25 protein-coding genes are annotated in these 21,615 nt (G+C 48.9%); 11 read left to right on the plus strand and 14 right to left on the minus strand.

Annotation, left to right across the window (positions count from 1 at the left end):
* Nucleotides 1-153 precede the first annotated feature (153 nt).
* Entirely contained in the window at nt 154-1,101 is a 948-nt protein-coding gene (locus tag B3Z23_RS09885) for an aminoimidazole riboside kinase (RefSeq protein ID WP_294907520.1), read from the minus strand.
* Nucleotides 1,102-1,436: 335 nt separating this feature from the next.
* On the opposite strand from B3Z23_RS09885, the gene B3Z23_RS09890 reads away from it, so the two are divergent.
* A complete protein-coding gene (locus B3Z23_RS09890) occupies nt 1,437-2,669 on the plus strand; it encodes an aromatic amino acid transport family protein (RefSeq protein WP_294907523.1) in 1,233 nt (410 codons plus the stop codon).
* 45 nt (nt 2,670-2,714) lie between these two features.
* Here the strand turns inward: B3Z23_RS09890 and B3Z23_RS09895 are convergent, their stop codons facing one another.
* From B3Z23_RS09895 to B3Z23_RS09905, 3 genes are read right to left on the minus strand one after another with little or no spacing between them, the layout of a single operon-like run.
* Nucleotides 2,715-3,497, minus strand: a complete 783-nt coding sequence (locus B3Z23_RS09895) for an ABC transporter ATP-binding protein (RefSeq protein ID WP_294907526.1) — start codon at nt 3,495-3,497, stop codon at nt 2,715-2,717.
* Nucleotides 3,497-4,267 carry an ABC transporter permease gene (locus tag B3Z23_RS09900; RefSeq protein WP_294907529.1) on the minus strand — a complete coding sequence of 257 codons (771 nt, stop codon included), beginning with the start codon at nt 4,265-4,267 and terminating at the stop codon, nt 3,497-3,499. The genes B3Z23_RS09895 and B3Z23_RS09900 overlap by 1 nt, the downstream gene beginning before the upstream one ends.
* Nucleotides 4,264-5,277 carry a glycine betaine ABC transporter substrate-binding protein gene (locus B3Z23_RS09905; protein WP_294907532.1) on the minus strand — a complete coding sequence of 338 codons (1,014 nt, stop codon included), beginning with the start codon at nt 5,275-5,277 and terminating at the stop codon, nt 4,264-4,266. The genes B3Z23_RS09900 and B3Z23_RS09905 overlap by 4 nt, the downstream gene beginning before the upstream one ends.
* Before the next feature lie 402 nt (nt 5,278-5,679).
* On the opposite strand from B3Z23_RS09905, the gene B3Z23_RS09910 reads away from it, so the two are divergent.
* Nucleotides 5,680-6,246, plus strand: coding sequence for a class I SAM-dependent methyltransferase (locus B3Z23_RS09910; RefSeq protein ID WP_294907535.1), 567 nt, complete (start codon nt 5,680-5,682; stop codon nt 6,244-6,246).
* A 54-nt stretch (nt 6,247-6,300) separates the two neighbouring features.
* On the opposite strand, the gene B3Z23_RS09915 is transcribed toward B3Z23_RS09910, so the two are convergent.
* The 4 genes from B3Z23_RS09915 to B3Z23_RS09930 form a co-directional block, all read right to left on the minus strand.
* A complete protein-coding gene (locus tag B3Z23_RS09915) occupies nt 6,301-6,888 on the minus strand; it encodes a TorD/DmsD family molecular chaperone (RefSeq protein WP_294907538.1) in 588 nt (195 codons plus the stop codon).
* Between the two features lie 194 nt (nt 6,889-7,082).
* Nucleotides 7,083-7,823 carry a phosphatase gene (locus B3Z23_RS09920; protein WP_294907541.1) on the minus strand — a complete coding sequence of 247 codons (741 nt, stop codon included), beginning with the start codon at nt 7,821-7,823 and terminating at the stop codon, nt 7,083-7,085.
* A gap of 468 nt (nt 7,824-8,291) precedes the next feature.
* Nucleotides 8,292-8,540 carry a GlsB/YeaQ/YmgE family stress response membrane protein gene (locus tag B3Z23_RS09925; protein ID WP_294907544.1) on the minus strand — a complete coding sequence of 83 codons (249 nt, stop codon included), beginning with the start codon at nt 8,538-8,540 and terminating at the stop codon, nt 8,292-8,294.
* A 270-nt stretch (nt 8,541-8,810) separates the two neighbouring features.
* Nucleotides 8,811-9,449 (minus strand): transglycosylase SLT domain-containing protein, encoded by a 639-nt coding sequence (locus tag B3Z23_RS09930; protein ID WP_294907547.1) that lies wholly within the window; start codon nt 9,447-9,449, stop codon nt 8,811-8,813.
* Nucleotides 9,450-9,613: 164 nt separating this feature from the next.
* Here B3Z23_RS09930 and ldcA point away from each other — a divergent pair, with 164 nt between their 5' ends.
* On the plus strand, nt 9,614-10,552 hold the full coding sequence (ldcA, locus tag B3Z23_RS09935) for a muramoyltetrapeptide carboxypeptidase (RefSeq protein WP_294907551.1): 939 nt from the start codon (nt 9,614-9,616) through the stop codon (nt 10,550-10,552).
* A 12-nt stretch (nt 10,553-10,564) separates the two neighbouring features.
* On the opposite strand, the gene B3Z23_RS09940 is transcribed toward ldcA, so the two are convergent.
* Nucleotides 10,565-10,984, minus strand: a complete 420-nt coding sequence (locus tag B3Z23_RS09940; RefSeq protein WP_294907554.1) for a hypothetical protein — start codon at nt 10,982-10,984, stop codon at nt 10,565-10,567.
* A gap of 138 nt (nt 10,985-11,122) precedes the next feature.
* On the opposite strand from B3Z23_RS09940, the gene B3Z23_RS09945 reads away from it, so the two are divergent.
* The 5 genes from B3Z23_RS09945 to B3Z23_RS09965 all read left to right on the plus strand — a co-directional run bounded on the left by B3Z23_RS09945 (nt 11,123) and on the right by B3Z23_RS09965 (nt 14,111).
* Nucleotides 11,123-11,506 carry a DUF4186 domain-containing protein gene (locus tag B3Z23_RS09945; protein WP_294907719.1) on the plus strand — a complete coding sequence of 128 codons (384 nt, stop codon included), beginning with the start codon at nt 11,123-11,125 and terminating at the stop codon, nt 11,504-11,506.
* A 97-nt stretch (nt 11,507-11,603) separates the two neighbouring features.
* The gene (locus B3Z23_RS09950; RefSeq protein ID WP_294907557.1) at nt 11,604-11,948 is read left to right on the plus strand and encodes a hypothetical protein; all 345 of its coding nucleotides are present in this window, start codon (nt 11,604-11,606) and stop codon (nt 11,946-11,948) included.
* Nucleotides 11,949-12,034: 86 nt separating this feature from the next.
* On the plus strand, nt 12,035-13,054 hold the full coding sequence (locus tag B3Z23_RS09955) for a Ppx/GppA phosphatase family protein (RefSeq protein WP_294907560.1): 1,020 nt from the start codon (nt 12,035-12,037) through the stop codon (nt 13,052-13,054).
* Between the two features lie 123 nt (nt 13,055-13,177).
* Nucleotides 13,178-13,426 (plus strand): DUF883 family protein, encoded by a 249-nt coding sequence (locus B3Z23_RS09960; protein ID WP_038020224.1) that lies wholly within the window; start codon nt 13,178-13,180, stop codon nt 13,424-13,426.
* A gap of 178 nt (nt 13,427-13,604) precedes the next feature.
* Nucleotides 13,605-14,111 carry a DUF523 domain-containing protein gene (locus tag B3Z23_RS09965; RefSeq protein WP_294907722.1) on the plus strand — a complete coding sequence of 169 codons (507 nt, stop codon included), beginning with the start codon at nt 13,605-13,607 and terminating at the stop codon, nt 14,109-14,111.
* Between the two features lie 538 nt (nt 14,112-14,649).
* Here the strand turns inward: B3Z23_RS09965 and B3Z23_RS09970 are convergent.
* Nucleotides 14,650-14,844 (minus strand): hypothetical protein, encoded by a 195-nt coding sequence (locus B3Z23_RS09970; RefSeq protein ID WP_294907564.1) that lies wholly within the window; start codon nt 14,842-14,844, stop codon nt 14,650-14,652.
* Nucleotides 14,845-15,380: 536 nt separating this feature from the next.
* Between B3Z23_RS09970 and B3Z23_RS09975 the strand changes: the two genes are divergently transcribed.
* The gene (locus B3Z23_RS09975) at nt 15,381-15,917 is read left to right on the plus strand and encodes a DUF2058 domain-containing protein (RefSeq protein WP_294907567.1); all 537 of its coding nucleotides are present in this window, start codon (nt 15,381-15,383) and stop codon (nt 15,915-15,917) included.
* Between the two features lie 41 nt (nt 15,918-15,958).
* Here B3Z23_RS09975 and B3Z23_RS09980 read toward each other — a convergent pair whose 3' ends face one another.
* Nucleotides 15,959-16,657 (minus strand): RluA family pseudouridine synthase, encoded by a 699-nt coding sequence (locus B3Z23_RS09980; protein ID WP_294907724.1) that lies wholly within the window; start codon nt 16,655-16,657, stop codon nt 15,959-15,961.
* Between the two features lie 362 nt (nt 16,658-17,019).
* Between B3Z23_RS09980 and B3Z23_RS09985 the strand changes: the two genes are divergently transcribed.
* Nucleotides 17,020-18,660, plus strand: coding sequence for a dihydroxyacetone kinase subunit DhaK (locus B3Z23_RS09985; protein WP_294907570.1), 1,641 nt, complete (start codon nt 17,020-17,022; stop codon nt 18,658-18,660).
* Between the two features lie 32 nt (nt 18,661-18,692).
* Here B3Z23_RS09985 and B3Z23_RS09990 read toward each other — a convergent pair whose 3' ends face one another.
* Nucleotides 18,693-19,088, minus strand: a complete 396-nt coding sequence (locus B3Z23_RS09990; RefSeq protein WP_294907574.1) for a VOC family protein — start codon at nt 19,086-19,088, stop codon at nt 18,693-18,695.
* A 196-nt stretch (nt 19,089-19,284) separates the two neighbouring features.
* Nucleotides 19,285-19,614 (minus strand): YciI family protein, encoded by a 330-nt coding sequence (locus B3Z23_RS09995; RefSeq protein ID WP_294907577.1) that lies wholly within the window; start codon nt 19,612-19,614, stop codon nt 19,285-19,287.
* Between the two features lie 100 nt (nt 19,615-19,714).
* Between B3Z23_RS09995 and B3Z23_RS10000 the strand changes: the two genes are divergently transcribed.
* Entirely contained in the window at nt 19,715-20,608 is an 894-nt protein-coding gene (locus B3Z23_RS10000; protein WP_294907580.1) for a LysR family transcriptional regulator, read from the plus strand.
* Between the two features lie 43 nt (nt 20,609-20,651).
* On the opposite strand, the gene B3Z23_RS10005 is transcribed toward B3Z23_RS10000, so the two are convergent.
* Nucleotides 20,652-21,371: an aspartate/glutamate racemase family protein gene (locus B3Z23_RS10005; RefSeq protein WP_294907583.1), complete on the minus strand. Its 720-nt coding sequence runs from the start codon at nt 21,369-21,371 to the stop codon at nt 20,652-20,654.
* Between the last annotated feature and the right edge of the window lie 244 nt (nt 21,372-21,615).

The raw sequence follows: 21,615 nt of genomic DNA on the forward strand, positions 1-21,615 counted from the left end.
TTCAGCCATAATATTTACCAACTGAACTATAATGAGAACTGTTCTCAGCATGTTTGATGCAGAACAATACTTCGGCTGATTGCAGTGTAATAAACTACCCGGCCTGATATTGGCGGTATATTTACCCGTAACAGGAAATTAATCTACTGCCAGTCAGGCGTTGGTAGCAGAAAGCAGGCCAGAAGCATTTAAAAAACTGTTCAACTGTACCGGCGTAGGCAATGCCGGGATTGCCCCTTTACGGGTCGTCGCTAGTGCGCCACAAGCGCTGGCCTGAGAAATCATTAAACTCAGTCTGGAGTGTTCAGGCATACCGTGTCGCGCCAGCCAGGCCAATAATCCGGCCATAAATGCGTCTCCGGCACCAGTAGTATCAATGCTCTCCACATTGTAGCCCGGGAAAATGACCGTTTTATCCTGATAAATCACTATTCCGCCCTGTTTGCCACGGGTAATTATTTTCAGGGTCGCGGGAAAACGTTGCAATGTTTCCAGTGCCTGTTGCCACTGTGTGCTGTCATCATTTGCCAGCCACAACAACTCTTCGTCTGACAATTTTAAAATATCAGCATTCATACATTGCTGTTCGATAATGGTGCGCATCTGTTGCTTGTCAGTCCACATCTGCTCACGCAGATTGAGGTCAAAACTGACCCAGCCACCCTGCGCTTTTATCCGCCCTACCGCCAGTTTGGTGGTTTCACGACAGGACGGTGCCGCCAGGGCCAGTGAACAATAGTGCAGAATATCACGTCGAAAAACCGGCAGGTCATCGGTAGTCAGGAACTGGTCTGCCGAGGGATTGACCAGAAACGAAAAGCTGCGTTCACCATTTTCATCCAGTTCAACCATCACCGTGCTGGTTCGATGGGCGGCATCACGGACAATATGTCCGGCATCCACGCCCTGCTCTTCCAGTGTTTTTTGCAGAAAACGCCCAAACTGATCTTCACCGACACGGCCAATAAAAGCGGTGTCACAGGCCAGACGTGCAGCACCGACGGCTACATTAAAAGGCGCACCACCGGCACAGGCCTGATAACGCATATCTCCGACAGGAAGCAAATCGACTACCGCGTCACCCAGAGCCCAGATTTTCATATCATTTCCTCTTCAAATTACGCCAGCTGCATTCCGCTGCCACAGACAGGCCGTTTACTCAGTATCGATTTAAGGCAGATGCCCGGCAGGCAATTATATCGGAAATTAAATTCATGGCGTGTCGCAACTGGTTTTTTATTTATTACTGTTTGTTTATAGCCTGCCGGACAAGCTTATCGCTGGGATAAGTCAATAAATAACCTGTCGGGGAATCAAACACAGGTAAATAACCTTTTCCCTTACATTTATGTCTGACTCACCCAGCTAACATATCACTATTTATTATGATAGATTAAGCCACTTTTTATTAGTCAACTGGTGGAAATTACCGCGCAATGATGAAATTTTGGTCAAAAGAAGAGACTTTGTGGAGTTTTGCACTATATGGAACTGCCGTTGGCGCCGGCACGTTATTTTTGCCTATTCAGCTAGGTTCGGCTGGTGCGATTGTGTTATTCCTGACTGCAATGCTCGCCTGGCCTTTGACCTACTGGCCGCATAAAGCGCTGTGCCAGTTCATTCTGGCATCTCAAAGTGATCCTCATCAGGATGGGATCACTGCGGCAGTCCGGCAATTTTTTGGTCAGAAAGTAGGAAATCTCATCTCTGGCCTGTATTTCATTGCATTTTTTGTAGTTATCCTGATTTATGCGGTGGCCATTACCAACTCGCTGGCAGAACAACTGGCGCAGCATATGCAGGTCGGGCAAAGTACCCGGGTGATGCTAAGTCTGGGGGTCGTGGCAGTGCTAAATCTGATATTTCTGACCGGTCGCAGGGTGACCATCAGAGTCATGGGTCTTCTGGTGTTTCCGTTGATTGCCTGGTTCCTGTTTCTGTCGATTTACCTCAGCAGCCACTGGCAGCCTTCACTACTCACTTCCGGACTGACATACACCCCCTCCACGCTGCATGATATCTGGTTCTCTGTTCCCGTGATGGTATTTGCGTTTAGCCATACACCGATCATTTCGACGTTTGCCGTGGCACAACGCGAAAAATATGCTGATCAGGCTATGGCTAAATGCAAAAAGATCATGAAAGTTGCCTACCTGATTATTACTGTCAGCGTGATGTTTTTTGTATTCAGCTGTTTTATGTCGATTCCGGCGTCGAATGTGTTGCAGGCCAAACAACAGGGTCTGACCATTCTCTCTGCACTGGCAATGATGCCCTCTTCTGCGGGCTGGCTGAGCATTGCAGGAATTATTGTGGCGGTGGTCGCAATGTCAAAATCCTTCCTTGGCACCTATTTTGGTGTGATCGAAGGTGCCAGCCAACTGGTCTCCTCCGCTGCCCAACAAGCCGGATATCATCCGGGAGCAAAACTGAGCCGCGGTCTGTCAGTTGCTATCGTCTCGGCGATCACCTTTATCGTTTGCTGCATGAACCCAAACGCGTTATCGATGATTTATGCCATTAGTGGTCCGTTGATCGCCCTCATCCTGTTTATTATGCCGACACTCTCCTGCTGGCTGGTGCCTGCGCTACGCCCATACCGTTCTGTGGCGAATCTGCTGGTGCTGATTATTGGTGTTGTGTGTGTTTCGGTCATGTTCTTTAAATAACCTACCTGCCGCCGGTACAGGCTGAGCTGACCGGCGGCTTTTTTCCTACGGATTCAGATGCTTTCTGACTTCAGTACGGACCTGATGCAATATCTGCTGACGAATATGCCGGTACTCTTCACTTTCCGCCAGAGTGTCTATATCCCGCTGGCGACTAAAAGGCAGTCGGATGTCACTAACAATTTCTCCTGGTCGGGCCGACATGATCAAAACCCTGTCTGCCAAAAAAATTGCCTCATCGACATCATGTGTGACAAACAGCAGGGTTGTTTCGGTGTCCAGCCAGGCATTGCGCAACAGTTCCTGCATCATCAGCCGGGTCTGTGCATCCAGAGCCCCGAAAGGTTCGTCGAGTAGCAACACTTCTGGTTGTGCTACCCAGGCCCTTGCCAGGGCAACCCGCTGTTTCATACCGCCTGAAAGCTGCCAGGGATAATGATGTGCAAACCCGTTCAGTCCTACCTTGTTAATCCATTCTTCGGCTTTCTGTTTAACCTCATCATTGTTATGCGAGCCTAACCGCAGCCCGAAAGTGACATTTTCCAGCACTGTCAGCCACGGGAACAGATTAGGTTGCTGAAAAATCATACCCCGTTCAGGGCCAGGTTTACGTACCGGTTGCCCCTGGTAGAGGATTTTCCCCTGATCAGGCTGAATAAAGCCCGCCAATAAATTTAAGATAGTGGACTTACCACAGCCAGAGGGGCCAAGCAGTACCACCAGTTCACCTTTATTTACCGACAGACTGACCTCTTTCAACACTGTCAGAGAATGGGCCTGTGTACTGTACTGCAGTGAAACCCTGTCAATTACAATTTGATCAGTCATTACTCTTTTCCTGCCCATGGCACCATAACCTGTTGCAGTTTCTGTAACAGCAGGTCAAGTGCATATCCCACACCACCCAACAGCAAAATACCTATCATGACAATATCGGTACGAAGGTAAGAACTTGCATTAATCACCATCCAACCGAGGCCGGAATCCGCTGCGACCATTTCGGCTGCAATTAATGATGTCCAGCCAATGCCAATCGATAAACGTACCGTCGTGAACAAATCGGGTAATGTTTCAGGCAAAATCACCCGCATAAAAATCTGTCGGGACGTAGCCCCGAGTGTCCTGGCAACCCGGATATGCGCCGGACTTATTTTCTCAACCGCAGAAACGGCGCCAACGATAATGCTGAGCACCGTGGCAATAAAAATCAAAAAGAATTTGGAGGCCTCACCAATCCCCAGCCAGACAACCGCCAACGGAATCAACGCAATCTTGGGTAATGGCCTCAGGAACTGGACAAACGGATTAAGAATAGCCGATAACAACGGTGAAATTCCCATCATCAGTCCAAGCGGAATACCAATGACTACCGATGCAGCAAAAGCACTCAACGCTCTGGCAAGACTGACTGTAATGCTCTGCCACAGTGAAACCTGCCGGTATCCCTCCGTGGCTAATTCTCCGGCAGTAATCGCAATATCTTTCAGTGATGGCAGCAGCAACGGATCCACCCATCCTCTGATGGACGCCAGTTGCCAGATCGCAAAGAAAAAAAACACACTGACCAGGCTGATTAGCCGGTAACTTCCGCGTTTCATTGGCTTTTCGCTTCTGCTGCCTGACGAATAAATGATGAGTTAATCGCTCTGTCCCAGTTGGTCGGAATATCCCGCTGACGAATATCCCCGGTGGTTGCCAGGAAATTCGCGGTTTTAGTCAGAGCCTTACCAATTTCACTGTCCGAGGTCTCTGTACCATTACCCAGCCATGCTGCGGTGCCCTGTTCTTTCAGCGAAGGATACTCCAGTCCGCCCAGTGTATTTTGGGCTGTGGTCAGTGGGGCACCCACTACCTGAGCGACAATCGCAGCGGCTTTGTCCGGGTCAGCCCTGAATTCGTCAACCTTTTGTTGATGAACCTTTAGAAAGGCGACGACTTCCTGAGGGTATTTCTCTGCAAAGGCTTTGCTGACAACATAGTTGTTATAAATCAGATATCCAGATTTCTGAAGATCCTTAGTCTGGTAGACCTGATGGCCTCCGGAAGTTTCCAGTTGCTGCGCAAAAGGCGCCCATACATAGCCGGCGTCGATATCACCGCGTTTCCAGGCCGCAACCATTTCTGCAGGTCGCAGCGGGATTAGGGTTATTTTACTGCGATCCAGATGACTGACCTTAATCGCCGCTTCCAGCGCATATTGTGAAGTTGAGTTCGGCGGATAAGCTACACGCTTGCCAATGAGGTCATTTAGACTTTTCACATCCGGTTTACCAATCAGTCGTTCATAGCTGGCAATCACTCCGGAAACCCCAACAATTTCAATCGGCAGTTTCTGTACAATTCCTGCAGTGGCTGGGCTGGAACCGAAATTAGCAATATCAATAGAATGACTGGCAAAGTAATTGAGAGCATCAGCACCTGAGGCAAACTGGACCCATTTCACTTTACTGTGCAGTGCTTTATCCAGTGAACCGTCGGCTTTCGCCAGCAGAATTACCTGAGAGCCGCCGCTATAAGCAACTCTGACTTCTGACGGGTAATTATCAGCAGCCTGTACTGCACCCCATGTACCACTTAGCATTAATAATGCCGTCAACGTTTTCTTCATTAATTACCCCCGGAATTATCAGTTATTTTGTATTTATATTCCGGACAGCTCGTTTCCGGAACAAAAAAGCAGCCCTGGCAAGCCGGACAAACGACTTAGACTGGTGATGTTAGCCAGGGATTATGCGGGGAGTAGCCAGCGAGCCCAACCAAGAAATAAGCAAAACTTATGCATGAAAAGTAATAAAAACACTTTCCTTATATCCATAAGCAAGGAACTAATTACCCGCCTAAAGGCCGTGCCATTCTGTGTTAAAAAAATGCCAACGCTGATTAGCATTGATATCGCACAATGAGAAGTTGCAGACTATTCTGATAATGTTATGTTTCCGGATGAATACAGGCACTTTATCGGCGAATCGGGTACATAGTTATAGAAGTTAACTTGGTCATGGAGGTCTGCATGCTAGCATCTGCCATTAGTCTGGTTCGTTCAAAGGCAGGTTTTGTTCAGCAGTTTATTCGTAACCCACGGAAAGTGGGCAGTATTACCCCGTCTTCAATCGCATTGTGTGAAACCATGGCTTCTGCTGCCAACTGGCAGGACGTAGGTCGTGTGGCCGAACTGGGGGCCGGAGATGGCGTACTCACCAAAGTATTGCTTAAGCATATGTCTGCGGATGCAGAAATTGATGTGTTTGAAATAAGTCCGCCGCTGGTCAGAAAATTACGCATGATTAATGATCCACGGGTTACTGTACATGCGAAATCAGCAGAACGGTTATTGGGTCAGTATGATGTGATTTTTTCAGGCCTGCCACTGCTGTCACTGGATCCGCCAGTTCGTCACGCCGTCCTTTCTGCCGTCCATAAAACACTGGCACCCGGTGGTGTATTCGTGCAGTTTCAATACACTTCGCTTACTCAGTCCGATCTTTCCCGGTATTTTACCTGGGAACGCCAGAGAGTGCTTAAAAACGTCCCACCCGCCTGGGTTTATCGCTGTACCCATCACTGGGCGCAACGATAGGCATAGGGCCTGGCTCAGGGCAGAGTCTCATTACCCTGAGCCGGCTTCCACCATTTAAGGCTGTTCTGTGTTGTCCGGTGCGTACTGATTACGGTTGGCCTGTTCAGACAGTTCTTCATACATCGCCTGAATCGCCCCACGGGTTAGCCCAGCCAGGCTACGATAAAACGGGGTATGCGCATTCGCTTCCACTTTACCCAGAAAAGCCCCGCACCATGGCAGCAGATACTCTTCAAATAACGTGACCTGAGCCAGGAACTCATCCTGTTCTGACTGATCTTCAAGCCATGAAGTTGCCAGCAATAATACCCCAAACTGATTCGCCGGAGTTTCACTGAGTGGCATGCCACGCTGTTGCAGGAAAGTTCTGACTTCCAGCTCTTCCGGACCATCTTCCCAGTCGGAGCCTGTCAGCGAAACAGCTGGATGTTCGCCACTGAATAATGCGCGATAGTCTTCTTCCAGCGCAGGTAAATCACAACTTTTCTGTAAAACAGCCAGCAAGTCGTCCTGCTCCAGCGGCCATTGTTGCTGCAGTTTTCCTTCGCTTAGCAGGCTCAACAGCGGCTGTATCACCGGATCAGTCGGAGCCCGGTTAAATAAAGAGCCGAGAATACGGCAGATCAGTGAAAATTCATTCATCAGTCTAGCTTCCTGTGGGAGATAAATCTGCCCGCCTCTGGCGCTATGCAGAGAAATAGCCTGGCAGTCGCGGACAGCAGTGGTTAGGCGCGGTATTTAAAGTCGCTCGCCGATGATTGTCAACCGAACAATCTGTAGCAGGCTCCGGCACTCACCCCGGAATTCCTGTATGCCTAAGGGGAGTTAAATCTCTGTCAGCTTAAATCAGCCAGTTCTTCGATAGGTTTTCCGCCACGCATCTCAAGAAAATCCAGTAATTTACGCGGCGAGGTATTGAGAATCTGCTGCTCAGGGAAATCCACCTGTTTCAGAATCCGTAAACTCTGATCAAAGTTGCCCAGAGTAAATGAAGTGTGCGAATCAGAACCCAGCGCCACCATCCCACCAGCGTTGCCAACCGCTTCAGCAATCGCCAGACACTGAGGTTCACTGCCTGGCCGTGAGTGAATAAAAGAAGAGTTATTGATTTCCAGAGCCACATTACTGGCTGCTGCCGCTTTTGCTACTTCAGCAATATCGATGGGATACTTCGGGTTACCCGGATGGCTGATAATATGCACATCTCCGGCAGAGATAGTCGCTATCATGGCATCTGTATGTGTTGATTTATCTGACGGTGCCATTACTGGCTCATGAAAACCGGCCAGAATCAGATCCAGGGCACCCAGCATCGGGCCCGTGCAGTCAATCTCTCCCTGGCGGTTTTTAATATTGGCTTCAATTCCGCGCAATATTCCTACTCCGTCTACCATTCTCGGCCAAATCCGCATATTCATAAAGTGCCAGTAGTGAGGTGCATCAGCCATATCCGGACCATGATCGGTGATACTAAACAGACGAATACCGCGCGATTTCGCCTCTCGAATATAATCATGAAGCGTACTGTAAGCATGAGTACTGGCAACAGTATGCATATGAAGATCAACAGGGTACATGACTTATTCCTTTTATCAGCACCGGGATAGCCCGGAAAACAGGTGAAACTCCAGAGTCCCGGTGAGTCCGGAGATTATTCCTTGTCACTGCACTGCCTCCCTGCATCACTCCATGAGCTAATTTCTGGTATGGCATTCAGCAGAGTGACCTTTTGTAATGTCCCGGTTCACCGTAAACCTCAGACTAAGACAAGACCATGACAGGGAGATTTCAATGATTTCAGGGCTCTGCCAGCGACAGAAATACCCTGACCAGAACTAAGGTTATCAGTTATCGTGTTAATTTTCAGCAATAACCGGCGATTCTCCCGCCAGGGGGGATAATAAACATCAGGGAGTCGCACAGGAGACAGATAAAACAAAAGGGCCTGTGCCATAGCACAGGCCCCTGATACCTGAGTGACGATAATGTCGGCAGTTTCAGCCGTAATTCTTATGCCTCGTTAAGGTATCTTCTCTGGTCAGTAGTTAGTCTCTGACTTTCTTGTAAATCCACAGCACTACCAGTGCACCGATGACGGCGACTACAAAACTGCCGAAATTAAAGCCATCGACTCTGCCGAAACCAAACAGCGTACTGATCCAGCCACCGACTACCGCACCAATAATCCCTAAAATCACTGTCATGATGAAACCGCCACCATCTTTACCTGGCATAATCCATTTAGCCAAAATACCGGCGATCAGTCCAAAAATGATCCATGAAATAATACCCATAACTGCTCCTTACATTTGATGACGTTAAGTAAATCCGGATAACGTAAAACAGATCAACGTCTGGTGGTTAAACCAGCGAGACAACCTTCAGGTTATCTGTGATTTAGCGTAGTACATTTTCACAAGCTGTCAGCTTTTTAGCGTAAAAAGCCCGGGGAAAAATATGAAACGAACAATTTTCCGGTCATAAAACCTACAACAAGACGAGATAAACCGTGGCGGGTTACAAAATTGCCTGCCGGCTAAAGTCAGTCAGCCGACAGACAGATATTAGCTGTCCTGGTAAGCCGTGGTGACTTTCCAGAGATAACGCGGTGCCTGGGTCGCGGGATGTTTACGTTCGATAAAGCGGTAGAACTGCTGTGGGGTCATATCATTAATCATGGCGATCGCTTTGTCACGGTTCGACGAGAACGTTCGTAACAATGCCCCGGCACCATTAGAATAAGAAACAATGGTCGCATATCGCAATGTCACCGGGTTGTGGATACCGGAAAGAATTGTATCTTGCAGGATTTTGATGTAAGCGGTACCAATTTCAATATTCACTGCCGGATCTCGCAACTGGCTGCGGGAGGGTTGCCCACGCTTACCTTGTACCCGGTAAACTTCACGCCCTGCGGTGGACGCTTTAATCTGCATTAAACCTATGGCATTAGAACGGCTGACAGCATTTGGATTTCCACCGGACTCGACACTAATAATGGCGCTGATTAAACGTTCATCAACACCATAATGACTGGCAGCGTCTTCGGTGAAAAGGGACCAATCATCATTTGTATTGGCCAGTACTTTGGAAGGTGGTGCCTGAATTAACGGCGTATACTTTTGCTGAACAACTTGCTTCGGCGGCTCACTGGCGCACCCTGCCAAAAATAAGGCAGAAAGCACAAGAAATTTTATTTTCACGTTATCTTTATCCTGATAATTTTGCGTCGCCTATGATACAGAACTCTCCTGCCGGTAAAATTACCGTTTGTCTGAATTCACCGTTCACTGAAAGGCGTGACTTCCGCCGCTGTTTTCGCCATGATGAGTCTATTGTTTTGCTTATCTCCTGCAGAGTTAGAGTTATGTCTGCCAGCCATACGATTCGACTGATCGCCCCTTCGGGATACTGCATTAACCAGGCGGCCGCAGAGCGCGGTTTACAATTTTTACGGGATGCCGGTCACCGGCTGGAAAACGACACTGTTATCCAACGGCGCTTTCAGCGTTTCGCCGGAACTGATGAACAACGAGTCACAGATATTAATCAACTGGCACACTGCCGGGAATTACCGGATATACTCCTGGCGGTGCGCGGTGGCTACGGTGCCAGCCGACTGCTGACAAATATAGATTACCCTGCACTGGCTGAACGTTTAACCGGCCAACCTGTAGCTCTGTGTGGTCACAGCGATTTCACCGCCATTCAGTTGGCACTGTTGTCACAATGCGGGTTAATTACCTTTAGTTCACCGATGCTGGCAGGCAATTTTGGTGCCAGTCCGCCTTCAGAATTCACTCTGCAGCATTTTTGGAAACTCCTCAGGCAAAAAAGTTATACCATCCACTGGTCGGGAAATATACAAAAAGATTTCAGCGCCGAAGGCGTGCTGTGGGGCGGGAATCTGGCCATGCTGACATCGTTGACCGGGACTCGTTGGATGCCAGATATTGATAATGGTATTTTGTTGATCGAGGATATTAATGAACATCCTTTCAGAATAGAGAGGATGCTGTTGCAGTTGTGGCATGCGGGCATTTTGCAGCGTCAGCAGGCAGTCATCACTGGTAGCTTCAGTGGTGGAGCGTTGTCCGACTATGATAATGGTTTTAGTCTGGACACTGTCTGGCAGTATATGCAGGAGTTAAGTGGTGTCCCCTTTATTGATGGTCTGCAGTTTGGTCATGAGCAGGAAACCGTTACCTTGCCCGTTGGCGCCTTTGCCCGGCTTGACAGCATCGGCACTGCGCGGACGCTGGTTCTTAGCCACTATCCGGTATTAGGTCCTGCTCCCCAAAAATAAAACCCAATGACTTCATCCGGTCACAGACTGTCCGGAGGCCATGTCCTTATTCCAGGGGGTTAGCGTCAGTAACGGATCTGGCCGGGTATCCGTTCTTTCACAAGGTACCAGCTTCGTCGTGCCCGCATACACAAAAAAGGTATCCCCTGTGGCGTTATCCACCATGAGCTGGTCACCATTACGAAATAAGGTAATTGATACCGGCTGGCCATCCTGCAGCCGCATGCGATCCTGACCCGCGGCTATCTGAAAATTATCATCTCCCCACATAAGCGTGGAGATCCCGTATTCTGCACGGTCAATCGTCATGGTTGGACGCCCGGAACAAGAAATCTGAAATTCATCTCCATCATCTGGCGCCGCATAAGCTGCAGCAGTCTGTGAATAAGCAATACCGGCTGTGATAGCAATCATGGCAATCAGTGTTTTCATGCCTCATCCTGAGATTTAGTGAATTTTACTGGTGATAACCAATACTAACCAGGATGATTTGCTGACACTATCAACGGACGTTACAACATAATAAAATTAATGACAGGCTATACACACTATTTGCAGGGATACCAACCGATGAACACCCATCAACAACTGTTCCGCAGGCTGGCGGGTTCTCCGTTCCGCAGCCGCTTTCATCTGGGGGTTAAAGAAAGGCAATACTGCATGGATAAAGGTGCAGATGTTATCATGCAACATGCTGCTGATTTTGTCCGGCTGAGGTTGTCAGATGCCGAACCCGTAAATGACGGGAAGCAGACACCGATGCGTGGTCATCCGGTCTTTATTGCCCAGCACGCTACAGCGACCTGCTGCCGGGGTTGCCTGGAAAAATGGCATAATATCATTGCCCATCAGCCACTTAGCTCTGCCAGCCAGCGATACATTTGTGGAGTGATTTTTTACTGGTTGCAACGCGAGATTACCCATCCGCCGTCATCCGGAGCGATAAAAAAATAACTCCGGTAGCGACAATCTCTCACCAGTCATCAGGCGACAATGTTATGCTTAGCCTTTGTGATGATAATGATTACCCGCAATGGATTAAGGTGATGTTATGCGTTATCTGCTGATTGCTGCGTTTATGATTCTGCTAAGTGGTTGTGCTTCACGCCCTCAGGGACGGCTGTGTGACGGTGAAGTGGCCAGCCTGTACGGCAAAAGTCTTGGTAAAACCGATGCATGGATTTTTGACCAGGTGACGCATTTCACTATCAGCAAGCAGTCTGTCAGGATTGACAGTGGCCTGCTCTCGTCCACGGACGATCAGCGTTACACCCCCTCTTCTGTGACGACTCAGGGATATTATGCCCAGCGGCTGGGTAATTACCGTTTCCGGTTAATCAACGCACCGCAAAACCTGATGATTACCTGGACTTGTCCTGCACCTGGCACTGAGTAATCCGCCGGTTACGGCATTGTAATCCTCTGCACTGCCTGACATATTCTGTAGTAAAGTTTTCTATGAGAATCTCACGGGATTTGCCGATGTCCGTATATCGCAAAATGACACTGTTTTGCCTTACTACTTTAATAGCAATGTTTACCCTGCCGGTTTATGCCGGTTGTCTGCAAACCCGTGCAGCACTGGATATAGGCTCAGGTTCCAGCAAAATTGCCGTCGCGGATGTAGATATCTGCCGCCATCAGATTATGAAGATGCGCTATCAGCAACAAATTGCCATACCTTATAACGATGCCCTGATGCATGCTGACGATAACCGTCTGCCACAGGCAGTGATACAGCAGGGATTGTCTGCCCTGCAAACCGAAATGAAAAACATCCGCCGTTTCCATCCGGTTTCTGTTTCAGGTGTCGCAACCGCGGTATTCCGGAGTGCTAAAAACGGACCGCAGACCATAGACTGGCTGAATCAGCAGACCGGGGCAGGAATAAAAATCATTAGCCAACAACAGGAAGCTCTGCTCGGTTTCGCATCCGCTAAAGCATCATTACATCAACCGGATATTCGGGATGAGGATATTCTGGTCTGGGATATTGGCGGAGCATCGATGCAGATGACCACCTGGACCGAAGAACAGGGTAAAAAGGTTCCGTATATCTATCAGGGAAAACTGGCATCCGTCACTTTAAAAAACTATATCGTCAGTCTGCTGAAGAATCAGCCTTTAACCGCTGACAGCTCACCCAATCCTGTCGGGAATTATGCCGACAGTGCGCTGAAATTTGTCCGTTTTTATGCCAGCAATGATGTGGATTCAGCAATGAAACGGATGATTTCCGGTAAAAAAGTGCTGGGGATTGGTGGTGTTCATGATTATTCACTACGTGATCAGCTACCAGGAAAACCGAACAGCTATACCCTGCAGCAACTGACCAGTCTGGCAAAACAACAGGTCAATAAAGATGACAGTCAGCTTAAAGGTGATTATCGAGCAACCGATGTCAGTAATTTATTGCTGGTACAAGGCTATATGCAGGCCCTGCAAATCCCGGCAGTGACTATCGTCAGAGCCGGTCTGGTCGAAGGTGAACTGGTACGCTGAGGTCAGACCCTGTAATGAGCCTTTGTCCGGGTCCTCAGAAAATTCCGGTTCAGCAGTAAGAAAAAATTCCTCTGCTATACTTAAAAACATCTGATATAACAGTCAATCAAAGGAGAGTTGTGCATGAGTGGTAAAATTCAGGATAAAGCTGAAGAACTGGCAGGTGCAGCACAGGAAGCTTACGGTGACATTACCGATTCACCTGAGCATTCTTTGAAAGGAGCCGCACGTAAGTACGCATCACACGCTAGTTATGCGGTACGTGATGCTGCGGATACCATTAAGACGCAGGTCTCTGACAAACCTTACACCGGTGTTGCGATTGCCGCGGCTATCGGCGTAGTGTTTGGTTATCTGCTTGGTCGCAAGTAAGTCAGCTTGCGCTGCTTAAGATAACTTCTTAATACAGCATCTGTTTTATGCCAGAACCCCGCGGGTGATACCCCGGGGTTTTTTAATTTTGTTTCCGGTCAGTCATCAAATAACCTGCCACTTTTACTGAAAGCCCGGCATAATTGCTCTATGTACTGCAAATTGTTGCCCGATAATGATGAAGAGTAAAATACTGGTAAGCGCCTGTCTGATGGGTTTCAGGGTTCGTTATGACGGCAGTGATAAACCGGCCGTCCTTGATGCGCTGGAACAACTCAGGCAGGAGAACCGCCTGGTGATTTGTTGCCCGGAACAGGCCGCCGGACTTCCGACGCCACGACTTCCGGCAGAGATCTGCGGGGGTGAAGGCGAAGATGTCCTGTCCGGAAATGCGGTGATTCTGGAAAATCATGGTAAGGATGTGACCCGGGAATACCTTAAAGGTGCCAGACTGGCACTGCAGGTAGCGCAACAGACAGGCTGTCGTTATGCTTTGCTGGCCGATGGCAGCCCGACCTGCGGCAGTCAAAAAATTTATTGTGGTGATTTTTCCGGGCACCAAATCAATGGCAGTGGTATTGCAGCGACACTGTTACGCCGCCATGGTATCGAGGTATTTTCTGAGCAACAAATCCCGCAACTGGTTGCCCGGGTGGTGGCTTACGATACCACATCAACTCCATAACTCCCGGGATTCATATACCGGAGTTAAGTCCCCCTGCTGAGAAAAAGTTAACCGGGTGAGTCTGGAAGTCCGTTGACAAACCTTCGCCTAATGGCCAGCCCGCAACAATTTTGGAAATATTTTAAAAAATTTGATAATCCACACATATTCAGGGGTTGCAATTGAGAATCATTACCACTATCTTTAGCTCTGTCGAATAGTTGACTGTTTTAATCAACTACTCGACACGACATTGCTCACATTGCTTCCAGTTATCTTTGCCCGCTGACCGCGGGCTTTTTTTTGCCCGCAACAAAGACGAATGAGTACAGTACAGTCAATCATCCGGTGATGATAAAAGATAATTAAGCAGAGTTTTTTCCGCTGACTGCGGTTTACATGACTGGTCGCTAAGGTTGGGCTCAACGCCGGAAAGAATTCGACATTGCTCAGAGCCTGCCAGCGAATCTGACAGAGCTCATTACGATGACGGTGTTTATTATTTACTACTTACTGCTTACTGCTTACTGCTTACTGCTTACTGCTTTACAGGAAAGACTTAGCCCAGGCGAATACAACCATTATCAATACCCGCAAGGCTGTCGCCCCGCATAATCACTTTTTCCTGCATACCATTAGCCAGTTTGACCACAAACTCCTTACTCCCGGCGGTCAGATGGCCATTTTCGATTTCTGTCATCTCAGTGACAGCGACGTAACAATGACGCCCGTGTAAAAACATTTTTGCTAACATAAATTTTCCTTTTTTTTGCTACCTGTGAATCATCCTATAGTCAGGTTACAGTAATTTGTCACCACGCATTTTTCTATTCGTGTCAGTTACCAATCATACGGGTAATTCTGATATAATAACCCTTCGGGTATCAGGGTTACAGCAGGTTTACCCTTAATTACACTGCAGACAATTGGCCAATGCAGAACGTCAGATTGATAGCATCGCAATGGTCGCTGTGATTCGTTATCAATAACTTAACGTAATTCTGACGCTAATTTTCTTACGTGTGCAGGGAACTGTTGCCCGGATACCTGGTCGTACCAATGCAATACCGGTTAATCCTCGTTTAACCGGAAAAGTCGTTTAGAACAAATATTGCAGTTTGCCTATAATCCATTTCCCGCTACGGCGGGATTTTTTTCCTCTTCTTTGCTATGTCAGACATTCCCCCACTGTTCCCCGCAAGGCTCCGGCCATCAGGTCTTCAAAATCACCACTTTCAGCCAAATTAACGATATACTCCGGCAAACCCATTAACCGGTTCAGGAAACAGAATGACAAAACTCACCTTACAGGAACAGATGCTGAAAGCCGGACTGGTCAGCAGCAAGAAAATGGAAAAAGTACAACGGACTGCAAAAAAGTCGCGGGTACAAGCCAGAGAAGCCAGAGAAGCGGTTGAAGAGAATAAAAAAGCACAGCAGGAGCGTGACAGGCAACTCAGTGAGCAACAGAAGCAGGCAGCACAGTCTAAAGAGTATAAGGCGCAAATTCGTCAGTTGATCGAAATGAACAGGATTCCGCGAACCGATGGCCCGGTCAGCTTTAATTTCACCGACAACAATCTGATCAAAAATTTGTCAGTGGATAATAAAACACATACCCAGTTGACTCAGGGACGGCTGGCTATCGCACGGCTGATTACTGAGAATAACCGCAGCGAATATGCGATTATCCCGGCCATCGTGGCAGATAAAATTGCCCAGCGCGATGCTGATTATATCGTCCTGAACAGTCCGGTTAGTGATCAGGAACCGGATGAAGATGATCCCTACGCAGATTTTAAAATCCCTGATGACCTGATGTGGTAAGGTCTAAGACATTATATCTGGCCGGGCCGCCTGAGGCCTGGTCAGAAAGGTACGGTGCTGCGGGCAACCATCGGTTGTAAGGTGACCGGATGCACAAAATTAAGTTGGCTGGCATGCAACATCAGTCGTGGAATTTTGGCTGTACCAGGCCACTCTTTTCCGCCATATAAATCACAGCCCAAAATCGGGTGTCCCAGATACTGGCAATGGATACGTAACTGATGGGTCCTTCCCGTTTCGGGTAACAGCCGTAGCCTGGTGACCGGCAGACGTTTTTTATCCGGCGTAATGAAAAACTCCCTCTCTGCTACCTGATACCCGGAACGGGCAGGTTTACCCGTCTCCGGGCACAAACTCATGCGCGGGAATAACGCCGGGTTGCTGGCAATTGCCGCTTCAATTGTGCCGGAGCTCTGCTCCGTATGCCCGCAGACCAGTGCCTGATAATGTTTAGTCACACAACGCTGACTAAATTGCTGACAGAGTAACGCATTCACCGACTTGTTCAGGGCAATCACCATCAGCCCGGAGGTGCCAAAATCCAACCGGTGCACCAGAGTGCAACCGGGATACTCTTTCACCAGTCGGTAATGTACCGAATCCAGATTTTGCGGGTTTTTCCCTGACAGGCTGAGTAACCCGGCCGGTTTATCAATCAGTAGTAAAGAATCATCCTGATAGAGAATCTCTATCTGTTGCTTACAAGGCGGCGCAATAAAGGTATCGTTGATTTCAGATATCATCCGGTTCACTCCCTTTCAGGCGGCGGATCATACCCAAAATCGGTCTTTCAGGCCAATCATCAATCTCTGTGACACGTTTTCGGGTTACCCGGCCATTAGCAACCAGATAACCTCCGGCGGGAAAAACGCCGGAGTCCGGGACTGACCCATAATTTCCAGAATCTGGCACTTTTGCTCATGGCTGGCCAGTTTTTCCCTTCCCGTGTTAACTACTGATTCCTGTTTTTCCTGTTTCAGGACACAAGCTCCACATCGATTATTATGTGATGCATGTCACACTAATAGCTCGTCGTGCCAATGTCTGAGATAAACTGGCTCACACTTAGGGTCGCGGTTTATCTTATTAAGGAGTGATTTCGATGAGTCATTTTTTCTATGACAGTAAAGAAAACCTCATTGACCTTGTCATTGAAGGCATTATTCGTACCAGCCCGCATGCAAACTTAACCCGCCTGAAAACAGATTCGGGGTTGCGGGTGGTTGTTCGCAATGACTGGGATAAAAAGCAGGTCGCATTACTGTCCGGCGGAGGCTCTGGTCACGAACCAATGCATGCCGGTTTTGTCGGGAAAGGGATGCTGACCGGGGCCATTTGTGGTGATATTTTTGCTTCCCCCGGGGTAGATGCCGTTCTTAGTGCAATTATTAATGTTACTGGCGATGCCGGATGTCTGTTGATTGTTAAAAACTATACCGGCGACCGCCTGAATTTCGGACTGGCAGCAGAGAAAGCCAGAGCTTTGGGCTATAAGGTAGAAACCGTTCTGGTGGAAGACGATATAGCGCTCCCGGATAATCCCCAGCCTCGTGGCCTGTCAGGTACTATTTTAGCCCATAAAATTGCCGGTTATGCCGCCAGTCAGGGTCTTTCCTTACAGGAAGTCGCCAGCCAAACCCGCTCAGCGTTAAAGCAAATAGCAACTCTGGGTGTTGCTCTCTCTTCCTGCCATCTGCCGGGAGCAGAGAACAACGACAGGCTACCTGCCGGCAAAAGTGAGCTTGGGATGGGCATTCATGGCGAACATGGTGTAGCCACTCTTGATACCCAGAACAGCCGTGAAATTTGCGAACAGATAACAAAACGACTGTTAGAGCATATTGGTGATAAATCGGACTTACTGCTGATGATTAATAATCTCGGCGGATTTTCGGTACTGGAACTGGCATTACTCAGCCAGCACCTGCTGGCCTCACCTTTGGGTAAACGTGTTCGCTTGTTACAGGGGCCGGCAACTCTGGTCAGCGCACTGGACATGAAGGGCGTGTCACTGACGGTTCTGCCACTGAATGACGAACTCGAAGAAGCTCTCAAAGCGCCGGTCGCCGTCTCAGGATGGTCACCGCTTTATTCACCCGCTGAAATGCACTGGCAGCAGGCGCAAGCCTTACCGGAAAATACGGCAGTCACTCCTTCTGATAATTCCGACATAGCCGCAGTGCTTGAATCGGCCTGCCAGACACTGATTGATAATGAAGAAGCACTGAACACTCTCGACAGTCATGTAGGCGACGGCGACACTGGCAGTACTCTGGCCACCGGTGCCCGTTACGTTCTTAAGGCATTGAAGGATAAACAGTTACCGCTCAATGAGCCCGCAGCTTTGTTGGGCTGGCTGGGAGAAAGTATCACTACCCCCATGGGAGGCTCCGGCGGTGTATTGTTATCGCTACTGTTTACCGCGGCAGCAGAGGGTTATGATTCGCAGCAAAATCCCGGAAAAGCTTTCCTCAAAGGGCTGGAACAGATGAAAGAGTATGGTGGGGCTCGTCCCGGAGATCGGACCATGATTGATGCTCTGCAACCGGCCTTTGAAGCCATGGCCGCAGATAGCAGCTGGGATGAAGTCGTGGCCGCCGCCCGAAAAGGCGCAGAGTCCACGGCTAAAATGAGTAAAGCCGGGGCCGGACGATCGGCTTATCTGAATGCTGACAGCCTGCAGGGACATATTGACCCCGGGGCTAAAGCCGTCAGTGAGGTCTTTGCCGCCATACACCGTTAAGCTCATATATCAGGCAGACGAGCCAGTTTCGGCTACCCGTCTGTCTGTTCATCGTCTCTTTCCGACAAAATTTGCCCCACATCAATACGGTTTCCGTCGGGGTCAGCAAAAACAAATGCCCTTAACCCATAATCTTTATCCTGGACACCTTTAATGATTTTTGCACCGGCCTGACGACAGCATTCATAAAATGCGGCGACATCATCCACCAGCAGATGCGCCACCGGATAGGCAACTGCTTTATGAAATGGCTGGAGGGTAAGGTGTAATTCAGCATTATCACGCCTGAGAATCATAAAACCTGTCGGGTGACCATTCTTAAATACTGCGGTAAAATGAAGTCCTTCAGTATAAAACTGCTCTGCTCGCTGAATATTTTTTACCGCTAAGACGGCGGCTATTCGCCCAAGTCTCGCCGAATCATTCATTCTGTGCTCCATGAATCATCATTGCAGTGTCAGTTTTGGACGGTGCCTGGCTGACTCACCGGACAGTGCCGGAAGAACCTCTACCTTAACCGGTTAGCTCTGTTTTGGCAGCATTCATCACAACAATTTTATCGATGGGCCACTAATGTTGGCGATACACTTATGGCTGAACCCGCGACTACTCACCAGAGACTGTCTAATCAACCAAATCCTGTAGTTCACCGACAGTCTGTTGGCTGGAGATAGTACTCAACTGACCAAACAGAGGGTCCCACTGTTGTATTTCCAGCTTCGTTATCAGTTTCTCCCGCGCAAACGGGTCGGCATTCACCATCATGCGAACCTGTTGCAGACTTTCTGCCCGGAAAATTAAAAAACCAGCCCGTAACGAGGTGTTTTTCAACGGACCTGAGGCTATCAGCGTGCCGTTGTGGATCAGTTGTTTCAGATACAACACATGTTCACGGACAAAGGTATTCCATTCAGGACCTTCAGGATGTTCCATGGTGACCAGGTAAATATTCATTGGATATGCCTCTGTTGATTTATTAAAAACCAAGCATAATAACCACCACAAGTATTTAAAATACCCATTATTAAAGTTCAGAAACAACCAGGAGTGTTTAATGCCTGATAAGCTTACCAGCATGCGAACCTTTGTGGCAGTGGCCCGGGGAGGCTCTTTTGTTGGTGCCGCCAATAAACTGACCATGTCGCCGCAAATGGTTGCCCGGCACATTACTGCACTGGAACACCAGTTATCTGTGCGACTGTTAAACCGGACAACCCGCTCACAAAGCCTGACTCCGGCAGGAGAGCAGTATCTGAAACGTTGTGAAGCGATACTCGACGCTGTGGACCAGGCCGACAATGAAGCCAGCGGTCTAACGGATACGCCTTCAGGAATATTGCGTATTAATGCTCCGGTCTCATTTGGTCGCTACAGCCTGGTCGATTTTGTGAGTCTGTTTTTGCAGCGCTATCCGCAGATGAAGGTTGAACTGACACTGAGTGACGGCATCATCAATCCTGCGGCGGAATATTTCGATTTCGTGTTCCGGATTGGTGAGCCAGATAAAAACCTGCGTTACGTCGCCAGGCCCTTGACTCCCTACCGGTTTATCGCCTGTGCATCCCCCCACTATCTGGCCCGCCGTGGAACACCGGAGCGCCCGGAGGATTTACAACATCATGATTGCATTGGATTCTCACCCTGGCCGGCTGGGCTGGCCCACGAGTGGCCATTTAACTGCGGGCAGCAAATTATTCAGGTCACTGTGAATGGCCCTTTGGTTATTAATGACTGGGGGGCGATACTGGCCGCTGCAGTGAAAGGCAACGGGATAATTATCGGCTATGAGAAAGGCCTTGAACAGTCATTACAGCGTGGTGAATTAATTCCGGTGCTGGAGAATTTTCCTGTCCCGGAACGACCACTTAACCTGCTCTGTGACCCGCAGCGCATTAAAGAAAGCCGATGCCAGCTGTTTATCCGTGAGGTCACCGAGTATTTTCAATAATCGCTCTGCCCGTCTGCGTCAAAGGATGAATCCGGGGTAGCCCTTAGTCAGTCCTGCCCTCGACCTGACGTTGTTGCTGATAGCGACGGACAACATCCTTCGCCAGACTGGCTGCACTGTCGATAGTCACAAACGGATATTCGCCGCTATCCAGCAACGGACTGATATCGGTGCAGGCGATCAGAACCGCCCCACTGTGATTTCCCGCAATCAGATCCGTTACCTGCTGCCATAGCCTGCTGACGGTCTCATTCTGATAACCCTGCTGTTTTATACTGGTGATCAGCGCGGTCGTCAGAGTGCGTAGCTGCGGGGTATCGAAGAGTTGTTTACCCTCAGCCAGCAATTTTTGCTGCCAGTACCCTGCATCCAGAGTGGGTTCAGTCGCCAGTAAAGTCACATAATTCACAGACGGCGGTATCTGTTGCACGGCACTTGCGGCGATATGCAACACCGGAATGCCTCCGGCAACCTGTTCCATTTCGCTGAAATAGTTATGTGCCAGATTGCATGGAACCGCAATAAAACTCACTCCGGCCTGCACCAACTCCCTCACTCCTGAACGTAAGGCAGCAATCATTGCCTGATCATCAACAGGCTGGCCAGGCCAGAATGGGGTTGGCAAAGATATGATATGCATCCGTGGAAAGTCCATATCAAAACATGCACCATACTGCGACTGGCATTCAGATACCAGCATATCGATAAAAGGTGCGGTCGATCGTGGCCCCATGCCGGCCAGAATTCCAATAGAAACGGTCATATATTCCTGCTGTGTGGTCTGAGAAAGCTTGTAGTGTATCTCAGAGGGTGATAACCGAACCAGTCGCCTGAGCTTCAGTCACAGGAGATGCCAGTAGTTTTGTGGCTGAAAAATTGGATGTTCAACCTCATGATTTCCTAAGCCCGGCAAGACTGAAAAGACGTTGATTTGATGAGAACTGAGAATTCTCTGTGAGGATGCAAACAACCCGTAGCAGAAACTCAGGTGTCAAGGGGGAAAAACC

Origin of the sequence: Tatumella sp. UBA2305 (assembly GCF_002345795.1) — a bacterium.
Lineage (GTDB): Bacteria > Pseudomonadota > Gammaproteobacteria > Enterobacterales > Enterobacteriaceae > Tatumella > Tatumella morbirosei.